The 13,174-nt window shown below is 67.7% G+C and carries 14 protein-coding genes; 8 read left to right on the top strand and 6 right to left on the bottom strand.

Annotated elements, in window-relative coordinates:
• Positions 1-148: 148 nt before the first annotated feature.
• Together groES and groL are read left to right on the top strand one after the other, a co-directional pair.
• Positions 149-433 (top strand): co-chaperone GroES, encoded by a 285-nt coding sequence (gene groES / locus VFW04_18085; GenBank protein HEX5181245.1) that lies wholly within the window; start codon positions 149-151, stop codon positions 431-433.
• 71 nt (positions 434-504) lie between these two features.
• On the top strand, positions 505-2,136 hold the full coding sequence (groL, locus tag VFW04_18080; GenBank protein ID HEX5181244.1) for a chaperonin GroEL: 1,632 nt from the start codon (positions 505-507) through the stop codon (positions 2,134-2,136).
• Between the two features lie 85 nt (positions 2,137-2,221).
• On the opposite strand, the gene VFW04_18075 is transcribed toward groL, so the two are convergent.
• Complete coding sequence (locus tag VFW04_18075) at positions 2,222-2,584, bottom strand: hypothetical protein (GenBank protein HEX5181243.1); 363 nt, start codon at positions 2,582-2,584, stop codon at positions 2,222-2,224.
• A gap of 236 nt (positions 2,585-2,820) precedes the next feature.
• On the opposite strand from VFW04_18075, the gene VFW04_18070 reads away from it, so the two are divergent.
• Together VFW04_18070 and VFW04_18065 are read left to right on the top strand one after the other, a co-directional pair.
• The gene (locus VFW04_18070; GenBank protein ID HEX5181242.1) at positions 2,821-4,020 is read left to right on the top strand and encodes a hypothetical protein; all 1,200 of its coding nucleotides are present in this window, start codon (positions 2,821-2,823) and stop codon (positions 4,018-4,020) included.
• Positions 4,007-4,870 carry a transglycosylase SLT domain-containing protein gene (locus VFW04_18065; protein HEX5181241.1) on the top strand — a complete coding sequence of 288 codons (864 nt, stop codon included), beginning with the start codon at positions 4,007-4,009 and terminating at the stop codon, positions 4,868-4,870. The genes VFW04_18070 and VFW04_18065 overlap by 14 nt, the downstream gene beginning before the upstream one ends.
• A gap of 226 nt (positions 4,871-5,096) precedes the next feature.
• On the opposite strand, the gene VFW04_18060 is transcribed toward VFW04_18065, so the two are convergent.
• Genes VFW04_18060 through VFW04_18040 form a run of 5 tightly spaced genes read right to left on the bottom strand, consistent with a single transcriptional unit; the run spans position 5,097 to position 8,910 of the window.
• Complete coding sequence (locus tag VFW04_18060) at positions 5,097-5,894, bottom strand: MBL fold metallo-hydrolase (GenBank protein ID HEX5181240.1); 798 nt, start codon at positions 5,892-5,894, stop codon at positions 5,097-5,099.
• Positions 5,891-7,096 carry a putative sugar nucleotidyl transferase gene (locus VFW04_18055; protein HEX5181239.1) on the bottom strand — a complete coding sequence of 402 codons (1,206 nt, stop codon included), beginning with the start codon at positions 7,094-7,096 and terminating at the stop codon, positions 5,891-5,893. Before VFW04_18055 ends, VFW04_18060 begins: the two co-directional genes overlap by 4 nt.
• Complete coding sequence (locus tag VFW04_18050) at positions 7,093-8,127, bottom strand: sugar phosphate nucleotidyltransferase (protein ID HEX5181238.1); 1,035 nt, start codon at positions 8,125-8,127, stop codon at positions 7,093-7,095. The genes VFW04_18055 and VFW04_18050 overlap by 4 nt, the downstream gene beginning before the upstream one ends.
• Positions 8,124-8,555, bottom strand: coding sequence for a response regulator transcription factor (locus VFW04_18045; GenBank protein HEX5181237.1), 432 nt, complete (start codon positions 8,553-8,555; stop codon positions 8,124-8,126). The genes VFW04_18050 and VFW04_18045 overlap by 4 nt, the downstream gene beginning before the upstream one ends.
• Position 8,556: 1 nt before the next feature.
• Positions 8,557-8,910 (bottom strand): roadblock/LC7 domain-containing protein, encoded by a 354-nt coding sequence (locus VFW04_18040; protein HEX5181236.1) that lies wholly within the window; start codon positions 8,908-8,910, stop codon positions 8,557-8,559.
• A gap of 140 nt (positions 8,911-9,050) precedes the next feature.
• Here VFW04_18040 and VFW04_18035 point away from each other — a divergent pair, with 140 nt between their 5' ends.
• The 4 genes from VFW04_18035 to VFW04_18020 all read left to right on the top strand — a co-directional run.
• Complete coding sequence (locus tag VFW04_18035) at positions 9,051-9,659, top strand: hypothetical protein (protein HEX5181235.1); 609 nt, start codon at positions 9,051-9,053, stop codon at positions 9,657-9,659.
• A 1-nt stretch (position 9,660) separates the two neighbouring features.
• Complete coding sequence (gene serS, locus VFW04_18030; GenBank protein ID HEX5181234.1) at positions 9,661-10,932, top strand: serine--tRNA ligase; 1,272 nt, start codon at positions 9,661-9,663, stop codon at positions 10,930-10,932.
• Positions 10,933-10,937: 5 nt separating this feature from the next.
• Positions 10,938-12,083, top strand: coding sequence for a HAMP domain-containing sensor histidine kinase (locus VFW04_18025; GenBank protein HEX5181233.1), 1,146 nt, complete (start codon positions 10,938-10,940; stop codon positions 12,081-12,083).
• On the top strand, positions 12,080-13,174 hold a 1,095-nt coding region (locus tag VFW04_18020; protein HEX5181232.1), incomplete at its 3' end, for a UvrD-helicase domain-containing protein. The genes VFW04_18025 and VFW04_18020, both read left to right, overlap by 4 nt.

Here is a 13,174-nt window from a genome sequence, read left to right as displayed (position 1 = left end):
TGGCCGGATTGACACTGGAGCAAGAGCCGCTATCTTCCCTTTGTCTGGCACTCGCAGTGCAAGAGTGCTAACACCGCTCAATCGAGCATTTCGTGCAACCCATACTGGAGGAGGGAGGCGACCTATGGCCACCAAGAGTGCCACCGCGGTGAAGGTCAATCCGCTGGCCGATCGCGTCGTCATCAAGGCTCTCGAGGAATCGGAGCAGATGCGCGGCGGTCTCTACATCCCCGACACGGCGAAGGAAAAGCCCCAGCAGGGCGAGATCGTCGCCGTCGGACCGGGCCGCTTCGAAAAGGACAAGCGCGTCCCGATGGATGTCAAAGTCGGTGACAAAGTCCTGTACGGAAAGTACAGCGGCACCGAGGTCACCATCGATGGCGAGCAGTACCTGATTCTCCGCGAATCGGACGTCCTCGCGGTGATCGCCTAACGGTCACTCGGCGCGCCTAACGATAGCGCCGGTAACCACTCACACACAGGATTCTTTCACCCACTGGAACTATGGCTGCCAAAGAACTGCATTTCGATACTGAGGCGCGCGCGGCGCTCAAGCGCGGCGTCGATCAGTTGGCCGAAGCCGTGAAAGTCACGCTCGGCCCCAAGGGACGAAACGTCGTCATCGACAAGAAATTCGGCGCCCCCACCGTGACCAAGGACGGCGTCACGGTCGCCAAGGAAGTCGAGCTCGCCGATCCGCTCGAGAACATGGGCGCGCAGATGGTCAAGGAAGTCGCCACCAAGACGTCCGACCTCGCCGGCGATGGCACCACCACCGCCACCGTGCTCGCGCAGGCGGTCTTCCGCGAAGGCCTCAAGAACGTCACGGCCGGCGCCAACCCGATGGCCATCAAGCGCGGCATCGACCGCGCCGTGTCCGCAATCGTGGAAGAGCTCAAGAAGATTTCCGTTCCCACGAGCGGCAAGAAAGAAATCGCCCAGGTCGGCACGATCTCGGCGAACAACGACAAGGAAATCGGCGACCTGATCGCCGAGGCAATGGAGAAGGTCGGCAAGGACGGCGTCATCACGGTCGAGGAAGCTCGCGGCCTGGAGACGACGCTCGAGACGGTCGACGGCATGCAGTTCGACCGCGGCTATCTCTCGCCGTACTTCGTCACCGATCCGGAGAAGATGGAAGCGGTGCTCGAGGATGCCTACATCCTCATCCACGACAAGAAAATCTCCTCGATGAAGGACCTGCTCCCGGTCCTCGAGAAGGTCGCGCAGATGGGCAAGCCCTTGCTCATCATCGCCGAGGATGTCGAGGGCGAGGCGTTGGCGACGCTGGTCGTCAACAAGCTCCGCGGCACGCTCAAGGTGGCCGGCGTCAAGGCGCCCGGCTTCGGCGACCGCCGCAAGGCGATGCTGCAGGACATCGCGGTATTGACGAACGGACAGGTCGTGAGCGAGGAAGTCGGGTTCAAGCTCGAGAACGCGGTGCTCTCCGACCTCGGTCATGCGAAGCGCATCGTGATCGACAAGGACAACACCACGCTCATCGACGGCGCGGGCGACGAGAAGAAGATCGAGGGCCGGATCAACGAGATCCGCGTCGCGATCGACAAGTCGACGTCGGACTACGACAAGGAGAAGCTGCAGGAGCGCCTGGCCAAGCTGGCGGGCGGCGTTGCGGTGATCAACGTCGGCGCCGCGACCGAGTCCGAGATGAAGGAGAAGAAGGCCCGCGTCGAGGACGCGCTGCACGCCACGCGCGCGGCCGTCGAGGAAGGCATCGTGCCGGGCGGCGGCGTCGCGCTCATTCGTGCGCAGCGTTCGCTCAAGGGCATCAAGCTCGACAGCGATGAGCAGATCGGCGTCGACATCATCCGTCGCGCCGTGGAGGAGCCGCTCCGCATGATCGTGCACAACGCGGGTGGCGAAGGCTCCATCGTGCTCGAGAAGGTGCGCGCGTCGAAGGACGACAAGTTCGGCTACAACGCGCTCACTGACACGTACGAGGATCTGATGAACGCGGGCGTCATCGATCCGACCAAGGTGACGCGCACGGCGCTGCAGAACGCGGCGTCGATCGCGGGACTCCTGCTCACGACGGAAGCGATCGTCGTCGAGAAGAAGGAAGAGAAATCGGCCGCGCCGGCAGCGCCGGGCGGCGGCATGGGCGGCATGTACTGAGCCCAGGCTCTCGGTCTAACGGAAACGGGGATCCGCGCGACGCGGGTCCCCGTTTTTCGCTCCGGTCACCTTTCGCGCCGCTTCCTCAGTGCTGCGATGACGCGGTCGAGTCCGGGGCGGCGCAGGCGAAGTGAATCACCCACGTCGGTGAGGCATCGCGCCCACCGTCGAGCAGCACCGGCCCTTCGTTCTCGATCTTGTACGGACCGTGGCACGCCTGCGTCATCTTCTTGTAGGCATCGGCGCGTCGCTTCGCGATTTGGTTGGGCAAAGCCTCGGTGTCATACTCGACCACACCCGGCAACTGCTGTTGGTTGACCGGTGCGTTCGTGTCTGCCTGCGCCGAGGGACCCGGCGCCTGGGCGAGATACGCAGAATTGCCGGGGAAGCAGGCCGACGAGGCCAGGAGTCCTGCCGCAAGCACCGCAGCGCCATACGTGCGAGTCATAGATTGTCCGCCTGAATGTGCGTGGTCGTCGGCTCGCGACGACAGTTGACTAACGCAAATACCCGATGTGACGAAAATCGGTTCCGTGCGGGTATACCGTTCTGAACGCGAGTGTGGCGCGCACAGTCACCTGCGCGTCATGTGTCAGATTCGTGTCAACTCGCCGCGACGGCCGCACGCAGCGGAACTGTCACGCACGCACGGCGATTTTGCGAGAGATCCCACCGCCGGGAATCATGAGCGATCATGCTGGTCGTCTTCGCGCGGGCGCCGCTGCCCGCCGTGCGTCGTTCGCCGTCGTCGGCGTCCTTGCCCTGTTGGCGGGCGCGGGGTGCAGCGATGCCGCGTCGCCGCATCCGCCGCCACCCCCGCCGCCGCCTCCGCCTAACGAAATCCCGGCGCCGCCCGTGCCGGTGTGCGACGGGCTCCAGACCGTCTGCAACGTCCCGCTGCCCACCTACGATGGTTCGGGCCAGCTCGTGCACCCCGACATCGCGGTCTTTCCGGGCGGCTTCGCGGGCCACGAGTTCTGGCTGACGGCCACGCCGTACCCGAACGGGAACGCCAACCTGGAAAACCCGTCGATCTTCACTGACGACGCGCGCCGCTGGATCGTGCCGCCGCGCGTCACGAATCCGTTGGTGCCCGCGCCGCCATCGCCGGCGCACAACTCGGATCCCGACCTCGTGTTCGATCCGGTGTCCAACGAACTGCGGATGTACTACCGCCTAACGCAGAACAACGCCGACGACATCCGCATGCGGGCGAGCGCGGACGGCGAACACTGGTCGGCGCCGGTGTCGGTGGTGCACGCGACGGGCATCGCCATCGTGTCGCCCGCGGTCGTGCGCCTGCCGAGCGGCGTCTGGGTCATGTGGTCCGTGAATGCGGTGAAGGGCGGCTGTCAGGCGCAGTCGACCGTCGTCGAGCGGCGCACGTCGGCCGATGGCCTGCACTGGTCGCAGCCATCGGCCGTCGATCTCATCCAGCCCGGCTTCGTGCCGTGGCATCTCGACGTGCAGTACATTCCCAGCAAGCACGAATACTGGGCGCTCTTCGCCGCCTATCCCGACGGCGCCGGCTGTGCGGCCGACGATCTGTTTTTTTCCCGCAGTGTCGACGGAGTGACATGGGAGACCTTTCGCACGCCGCTCGTCGCACGCACCGACGTGCAGGCGTACGCCAACGCCGTCTATCGGTCGACGTTTTACTACGACGCCGACAACGATGCCGTCCGCCTGTGGTTGAGCGGCGCCGTGCTGTCGCCCCAGAAAACGTGGATCTGGACGCTGAGCACGTCGCGCTGGCGGTTGACGGATCTGTTGGCGCACGTATCCGCGACGCCGGCGCCGTTCTCGGGCAGCCTGCCGCCGTCGATCGGCCCCGTCGTGTGGGACGCATCGTCGCCGGATGCGGCGCAGAGTGACTTCCCGTGACCGCCGCCGGCGCGTGGTCGAATGGGCGGCCGCCGTCGCGCTGGCCGCGATGTGCCTGGCATCGCCTGCGTGCGCCGCGCAGGTCCACGTGCGCGTACGCGCCGGCGTCACACTCCACGACGTCGCGCCATCGGCGCTCCGGAACGCCAACGGCAGCCCGCGCGTGGCCGACACGGTCCGCTACGAGGCGGTGTGGCGCCGCATCGCGCCCGGCCTCGTGCGATGGTCGCACGACACTCGGTTAGGCATTGATCCCGGGGTCGCCGCCGCGCTCCTGGCCAAGGAGAGCGGCGGCGATTCGCTGGCCGTGAGCGCCGCCGCTGCGTTGGGCATCGCGCAGCTCACTGCCGCGGCGGACACCGACCTGCGCGCCATGGCGACGTCCGACCGCTTCGCCTGGATGCGCCGCGAGATCCATCGCTGGCCGCGGTCGCCGCTCGTGCACGACGCGCCGGCGTCGGCGGCCACGATCGATTCGCTCCTCGCCGCCGGCGTGCTCACCTCGCGCAGCGAATACCTGTTCGATCCTGCGTTAGGCGCGCGCGCCGCCGTGTTCTGGCTGCGCATGCTCGTCGACAAATGGACCACCAACACCTGGCCCGGCGGCTACGGGAGCTTTGCCCGCCGCGCCATTGCCGCAGGCCATCCGCTGGACGACGATCAGCTCGCCAACCTCGTGATCGTGAGCTACAACCGCGGCTACCTCGTCGTGCACGATCTCGTCGCCCGATACGGCGCGCAGTGGACAGCGCATCTCGCCGACCTGGGCCCAGCGGGCATCGAGGCGGCCGATTATCTCGATCGCGTGCGTTCCTATGCGCTGCTGTTCGACGGGGTGCGCCCGCCCTGACGCGGCGGACGCGGCGACCGAGATGCAACGCTTTTCTGCGCCGATCGTACTAATCCAGAGTGCTGCAGCAGCGATCGCGTCTCGTGCAGATGCGATAAGCCGCCGGTCCCGGTGGTACGAGCGTACGCGGTCGACTTCTCCTTGCGCGCGACGTCTCTCTTCCAAACCGCGGGCCGGCGGCTTCTCGTTCGCGCCAATGTACGGCGCTCCAGCGCACGCGTCCAGATCACAAATTGAGCGACATCTGCCGTGCCCGCTCGTCGGTCAGCGCAATCGCGATCGGGCGGTCCTGTTCCGACACGTAGAGTCGCCCTCGAAACGCGGTCCTGCCCAACGCGGCGCGCATCGACGCGTGCGCCAACTCCGGGCTGTTGCATCGCCGGCTCAAGTGCGCCAGCACCACGGTCGTGAGGCCGCGATGCGCGCACGCGGCGGCCACGGCGCCGGCGGCGCGGTTGCTCAGGTGGCCGAACGGACCCGCGATTCGCTCGCACACGCTCGGCGGGTACGGTCCCGCCCGAAGCCATCCTTCATCGTGGTTGGACTCGAGAATGAGCGTATCGAGTCCGGAGAGTGCGTCGACGAGCGAGCGCGTCGCGTGTCCGACATCGTACGCGACGCCCAGGCGCTCGCCGGATTCGCGCGCCGTCGCAACGAGTGCGATGGGCTCGGCGGCATCGTGCGCGATGCGCATCGTGCGCACGGACATCGTGCGGAGATCGAGCGTCGCGCCGCTGACGAACGACGTGCCGGTTCGCGGGCGATGCAGCGACCGCCACGTCCCCGCGCTCGCGTACGTGTGCCAGCGCCATTTCGTCGCGCATGAGGCCGCGGCGCGCGCGTGATCGTGGTGTTCGTGCGTGAGGATGAGCGCTTCGATCGATTCCGGCGCGATGTCGAGCGCGCGAAGCCGGCGTGCCATTTCGCGCGGCGGGAAGCCGGCGTCGATGAGCACGCGGCCGTCGCCCGCCTCGAGGACGAGCGCGTTGCCCGAGCTGCCGGTGCCCAGCGCCCACGCTCTCATACGGCGACGCCGGACGCGACCGCGTACGCGTCGCCGAACAGGCGGCGTCCGCGCTCGCCCAACGACATGCCGCGCCGCCCCATGGCGCGCTCGGCCGTCTCGAGGAACTTGTCGAGGCGGTAATTGCCTAACGCATCCCCCTCGCCCCACGAGAAGGCCGGCACGACCTTGGGCGGCATGGTGCTGCCGTACACGTTGCTGCCGGCGCCGAGTACGGTGCCGGTGGTCAGGCGGAGTCCGATGCCCGTCTTGACGTGGTCGCCGAACATGGTGCCGAGCTTCAGGAGGCCCGTGTCCCGCACTCCGTTAGGCGTCCACATCTGCACCGGGCCGTACGTGTTCTTCAGGTTGCTGGTGATCGTTCCCGCGCCCAGGTTCACCCAGCGCCCCAGGTACGAATGCCCGACGAATCCATCGTGCGACTTGTTGGAGTGGCCGAGCACGATCGTTTCGCTCAGCTCGCCGCGGACGATGGCACCGTCGCCGATGGCGCATCCGTTGATGCGGTCGCCGAGCACGGTAGCGCCGGCGCCGACCACGCAGGGCCCGACGAGGCGCGTGAACGCGCGCACGATTGCGCCGCGCCGCACGAGCACCGGTCCGGCGCTCACATCGAAGACCACGCCCGGCTCGATGACGGCCTCCGGCTCGACGTAAATCGGCCGCGCGCCGATGACGATCGCGCCGGCGGGCTCGGCGCTCGCGGCGAGCGGACCGAGCACCGCGATGTCCTCTGCGAGCTGGGCGACGAGGTCGGCAATGAAGCTCCACACCGCCGTGATCCATCGGCCCGCGACGGGTTCGACGCGCGATCCGGCGGCGCCCAACGATTCCAGCGGCGCCTCGCCGCGATCGAGCTCGGAGACCGGCGTGTCGCGCGCCAGCCGGACGGCGGCGATCGCCCCGGCGCAGGTCCAGACATCGGCGTCGCGCGCCTTCCAGCCTAACGGAGTGACGCAGCGGCTGTTCACCAGCACCGCCCGCGCCGGCAGGACGCCGGTGGCGGCGGCCGGCGCACCGGGTTCGTCGAAGGCGTCGAGGTGGGGCGCGACGACGGCGCCCGCCGCGGAGGTGCCGAACGCCAGCTCCCAGCGGCGGCGCACCAGCTCCGCGCCGGCGCGCATTTCGCCTAACGGACGGGTGAGCGCGAACGGCGCGATGGCGCGCGCCTGGGCGTCGTCGTACAGGTAGAAGGCGGTCACCGGCGGTCCCGCACGTGCGCCGGCAACGCGTCGATGAGGGACTTGAGGTCGGCCGCGCCGTCGGTGGTGGTCACGACCGTGAGACCGTCGCGCGCCACGACCACGAGGTCCGCCACTCCATACAGCACCACGGTTTGCTCTTCGGCGTAGGCGACGCAGTCCCGCGCCCGCACGAGGTGCACATCGCCGCTCACTGCATTGCCCGCAGCGTCGCGCTCGTGCACGCGCCGGAGCGCCGCCCAGGTGCCGACATCGTCCCATCCGAATTCGCCGGGGATCACCAGCACGTTGCGGCTGCGCTCGAGCACGCCTTCGTCCACCGTCACCGGTGTGACCGCGGAATAAAAGGCATTCATGTCGCCCGCGGACGCGTGTCGCAACGCGGACGACATCTCCGGCGTGTGGGAGGCGATCTCGGCCAGAAAATCCTGCGCGCGCCACACGAAGATGCCGGAGTTCCAGAGATAGCCCTCGGACATCATCCGCTCGGCTGTCGCCCGATCGGGCTTCTCGGCGAATCGCGCGACGCGCCGCGCGCCCGTGACGTGCTCGCCGGGCTGAATGTATCCGAACCCCGGATCGGGCCGCTCGGGCACGATGCCGACGGTGACTAACGCACCGTGGCGTTCGGCGACCGCCGCCGCGCGCGACAGCGTCTCGCGAAATCCGTCGTCGTTGCGAATGGACCAGTCGGCGTGGACGCAGATCATCACCGGATCGTCGGCGTCGCGTCGCGCGATGTCCGCCGCAGCCCACGCGAGCGCCGGCCCCGTGCCCGCGGCGCGCGGCTCTCCCACGATGTTCGCGCGGGGCAGGGCAGGCACCACCGCATGAACGGCGTCGGCCAGCGCGGCCGATGTGATGATGAGCGTGCGTTCCCCCGGCACGAGCGGGCCTAACCGGCGGATCGCATCGACCAGCAGCGGTTCGCTCGTCGCGAGCGGGAGCAACTGCTTGGGTCGCTCGGGCGTGCTGAGCGGCCAGAATCGCGTGCCCGAGCCCCCGGCCAGAATGACGGCCCAACGGCTCACGACTCGGGCGTCCTCAGCTCTCCGGAAGGCTCGACGTCGTCTCCCACGCCGAGCAGATCCGCGGCGCGTGCATACAACTTTTTGGGGCTGAACGGCTTCGTGAGGAACTCACTCGCGCCGAGGGCCATTGCTTCTCTGTGATGTTGTTCCTGGCCGGCCGCGGTGAGGATGATGCACGGCAGGCGCTGCCAGCGCGTATCCGAGCGCATGCGCGCCAGCACATCGAGTCCGGACAGATGCGGCATCATGAGATCGAGCATCACGAGTGCGACGTCGCTGTCCTGGGCGAGCGCATCCAAGGCTTCGCGTCCGTCGTACGCGAGCGTGACGGCAAACGGCCCCTGCTCGAGCTTCATCTTGATGATGCGGCCGATGTGCGGCTCGTCGTCCGCCACCAACACGTGAAGCCGCTCGGCTTCGACGGGCATCTCAGACAAGCGCGGCGATGTTCTCGCGGTTGCGCCGCAGTTCGAACAACAGGGGCGCCAGGTTCGCCGTGGCCTTGGCGAGGACGACCAGAATGGCGTCGTTGTTGAGCACCGAGATGATCGCGATGCCTTGCGCGAACTCGAGCACGGCAGTGGTGAGCGAGCCGCGTTCGTCGTGCGAGCCGTATTCGTCGGCAGCGGCGACGATGGACGGGATCAGCGCCGCGACGCGCTCCGCGTCCACGGTTGGCTCCGTTTGGCTGTCGATGAGCAAACCGTCGCGACCCAACACAACGGCTGCCTCGACACCATCGCGTTGGCGCAGTGCGGCCACCAAATCGCGAATCGTAGGCATCATCACTCCGGCTTCGAGTGCTGCGAAGCTAGACCCGGATGTATGTGAAGTCAAGCACGGAGAATAACTTGAAACCGCACCGCCGCGTCGGTATCGTTCCGCCATCCACCACGATGCTTAGTTCACCATTGCACAGCCACATGCCGGCCAGATCGCTGGTCTTGACCTTTGGCGCTCTTGCCGTGCTCGCGACGTCGGCGTGCGGCAATCCGTTCGCCGTACACGCCACGGTTGACGTCATCGCCGACACGCTGGCCGTGTACGGGTTGACGCAGGCGCCGACCAACGCGCCCACCGCACTCAACACGTTCGGACCCCAGCTCGTCACGACGAGCCCGACGACGCACTACGACATCGTGTTCGACATTCGGCCGGACAGCCTCGGGAATCCGCAGGCGTACGCCGAGCCGCCGCGCGCGGTGGCGTCGTTCGGCAACGCGGGCTTCATCGTCGATTCCACGCAGGCGTTCGATGCGATCACGTTCGCGCCCAACGTGACCTACAACGACAGCACGGTCGTGCCGCTCAAGGTTGGTACGATCCTGGTCGTTCAGGCCGCGTCGAGCGCGTGCGCGGTCCAACTGGTGACGTCGCAGACGTTCATTTATTCCAAGATCGTCATCGACAGCATCAACTACACGCCGTTCAACGAGCTCACGAATCCGGCGGGCAACACGATTTATTTCCGCATCGTGGTGGACCCGAATTGCGGATTCCGATCGTTCAAGGAAGGCCTCCCCACATTCTGACGTGCACGACCTGAAGCTCCTGCGCGAGAACATCGCGGCGCTTCGCGACGGGATGCGCCGTCGCGGGAAGCTCGAGATGCTTGGGCCCGTGATCGACCGGGCCGAAGCGCTCGACCGCGAGCGGCGCGCCTTGCTCGGGCAGATCGAGGAGAAGCAGGCGGCGCGCAACGCGGCCAGCCAGGACGTGGCCCGGCGCAAGAAGGCGGGCGAGGATGCGTCGGAGGTCATCGCCCGCACCCGCGCGTTAGGCGATGAGATCGCCGCCCTCCAGCACGCTTACGACGCGCAGTTCGCCGAGCTCGAGCGGCTGCAATACGAGCTGCCGAACATTCCGTTAGGCGACGTGCCGGAGGGCGGCGAGGAGGCCAACCGCGTCCTCCGCACGTGGGGCGAGCCGCGGTCGCACGATGGCGTCCGGCCGCACTGGGAAGTCGGCGAGCAGTTAGGCATCCTGGATCTGCCGCGCGGCGCCAAGATCGCCGGCTCGGGCTTCATCGTCTTTCGCCGCGGCGGCGCGCGGCTCGTGCGCGCGCTCCTCGCGTTCTTCCTCGACCTCGCCACGCGCCAACACGGCTACGAGGAAGTGTGGGTGCCCACGCTGGTCAACCGCCGCTCGATGACCGGCACCGGCCAGCTGCCCAAATTCGAGGAGGATGCGTACGTCACCAGCGACGACTTCTTTCTCATTCCGACCGCCGAAGTTCCGGTCACCAACCTCTATCGCGACGAAGTGCTGGATGCCGGCGACCTGCCCATGGCGCTCACCGCGTACTCGCAATGCTTCCGCCGCGAGGCTGGCGCCCACGGCAAAGACACGCGCGGCCTGATCCGGGTGCACCAGTTCGACAAGGTCGAGCTCGTGCGGTACGTGAGGCCGGAGGACTCGGACGCGCAGCTCGAGCTGCTCACGTCGCACGCCGAAACGGCGCTCAGAAAACTCGAGCTGCCGTATCGCGTGAAGATTCTCGCCGCCGGCGATACCGGATTCTCGAGCGCCAAGACGTACGACCTCGAGGTGTTCGCACCCGGCGTCGGCGCGTGGCTCGAGGTGTCCTCGTGTTCCACGTTCACGGACTTTCAAGCGCGGCGCGCGAACATTCGCTACCGTCCCGGCCCCGGTGAGAAGCCGCGCTTCGTGCACACGCTCAACGGATCGGGGCTCGCCTTTCCGCGCACGATCGTGGCGTTGCTCGAGCACCATCAGCGCGCCGACGGCACCGTCGCCGTGCCGGAAGCGCTGCGTCCCTACCTGGGCGCGGACACGCTCGGCTAACGCCCATGCGGCGCAGCGCGACGGTCGTCGTGCTCGGAGGACTGCTCGCCGTCCTTCTCAGCGCGTACACCGTGTACTCGCGGCGCGTCGTCCGCGAGCTCCGGCGCGACGCCGGACGCTACGGCGCGATGTACGCGCGAGTGTATCAAGCGCTCACCGATCCGACCGAAGAATCGGGCAACACCGCGTTGCTCGCGCTGTCGCAGCAGATCAACGAGCTGGGCGTGCCGGTCGTCATCACCGATACGGCGGGAATGCCCACGGCGGCGGTGAATCTACCGTTTTCGGCGCCGCTCACCGATCCGCGGGTGCGCACCTACGTCGCATCGCTCGACAAACAGAACGCCCCCGTAATCGAGCCCGGCATCGGCAAGGTGCACTTCGGCGACAGCGTGCTCATCACGAGCCTGCGCTTCATTCCGCTCTTGCTGGCATCGCTGCTCGTCCTAACGGGAGCCGCGATCGTGTACGTGATTCGCACGCGAAGCCGCGCCGACCGCGAACGCGTGTGGGCGGGCATGGCGCGCGAATCGGCGCACCAGTTGGCGACGCCGCTCTCGAGCTTGAGCGGATGGATCGAGCTGTTGCGCGATCATGCGGACGATGAGGTCTCGGCATCGGCGGCGCGGCACATGGAGGCGGACCTGGAGCGGCTCGAGCGCGTGTCGCATCGCTTCGAGCGCATCGGCCGGCCGCCGCGCCGCGACAAGCTCGACCTCGGCGACCTGGTGGTGCGCGTCGGCGCGTATTTCCAGGCGCGCGTGCCGACGCTCGCCCACGCGGTCACGCTCGTGGCGTCGCGCGCGAACGAGCCGATCGTGATCGAAGGAGATGAGGTGCTGCTCGAATGGGCGCTCGAAGTGCTCGTCAAGAACGGACTCGATGCGCTCGCGGGCCGCGGCGGCCGACTGTACATGACCACGAAGCGGCTCGATCCCGACCGTGTGCGTGTGCGCGTGGCCGACGATGGTCCCGGCGTGCCGCGCGAGCTGCGCGCGCGCATCTTCGAGCCGGGCTATTCCACCAAGCAGTCGGGGTGGGGGATTGGACTCTCGCTCGCCAAGCGCATCGTGGAAGAGAATCACGGCGGTCGACTCGTGCTCGCGCCGTCCGAGAAAGGCGCGGCGTTCGACATTATACTTCAGGGATGAGTCGCACCGCCATCTCGCCGGACGTGCTGGCCTCGCTCAACGACGCGCAGCGCGAGGCAGTCTTGCATTTCGAGGGACCGATTCTCGTGCTCGCCGGTGCGGGCTCCGGGAAGACGCGCGTGCTCACGACGCGCATCGCGCGGCTCATCGAGCACCACGGCGTGGATCCGCGGCACATTCTTGCGGTCACGTTCACGAACAAGGCGGCAGGCGAGATGCGCGAGCGCGTGGCGCGATTGTTGGGCGAGGAACCGGAAGGTATGTGGGCGGGAACGTTCCACGCGATCGGCGCGCGGATGCTGCGCCGCGAAGCGCCGCTGGTGGGACGCACGGCGAGCTTCACGATCTACGACGAGGACGACAGCCTCGCGCTCGTTAGGCGGATGATGGAGCAGGCGCGCATCTCCACCAAGGAGTGGGCGCCAAAGGCGCTGCGCGCCGAGATCTCCGACGCCAAGAACGCGCTGGTGACGCCGGAGGAGTACGCCGCGCGAGCGCTGCATCCCGTCGAGCGCGCCGCGGCCGTGGTGTATCCGCTGCTCGAGCGGGCGCTGCGCGAAGCGAACGCCGCGGACTTCGATGACCTGCTCGTGCTGCCGGTGCGCCTGCTGGAACAGCATCCGGACCGGTTGGCCGAGTACCGGCGCCGCTTCCAGTTCATCCTGGTGGATGAATACCAGGACACGAATCGCGCGCAGTACCGGCTGATCTCTCTGTTAGGCGGCGAGCACGGCAACGTCCTCGTGGTGGGCGACGACGACCAGAGCATCTACGGCTGGCGCGGCGCCACGATCGAGAACCTGCAGCGGCTGCCCGCGGACTTCCCGTCGCTCAAGGTCATTCCGCTGGAGCAGAACTACCGCTCCACCGAGGCCATCCTGCGCGCGGCCAACGCGGTGATCGCGCTCAACCCGAAGATCTTCCCGAAGAAGCTGTGGAGCGAGCTCGGCGAGGGCGATCCCGTGCGTGTCGTGGAATGCGACGGCGAGGAGCACGAGGCCGAGCGCGTCGTCGCGCGCATCAAGGCGCTGCGCGTGCAGGGCGGCGGGCTCGGCACCGACGGCCGCGCCGCCGATGCGGTCGAGTGGAAG

It is taken from the genome of Gemmatimonadaceae bacterium (assembly GCA_036273715.1).
In the GTDB taxonomy this organism is placed as follows: Bacteria; Gemmatimonadota; Gemmatimonadetes; order Gemmatimonadales; family Gemmatimonadaceae; genus JADGGM01.
Note: the sequence above shows the minus strand (reverse complement) of the source record. Positions and strands in the feature narration are given on the sequence as shown.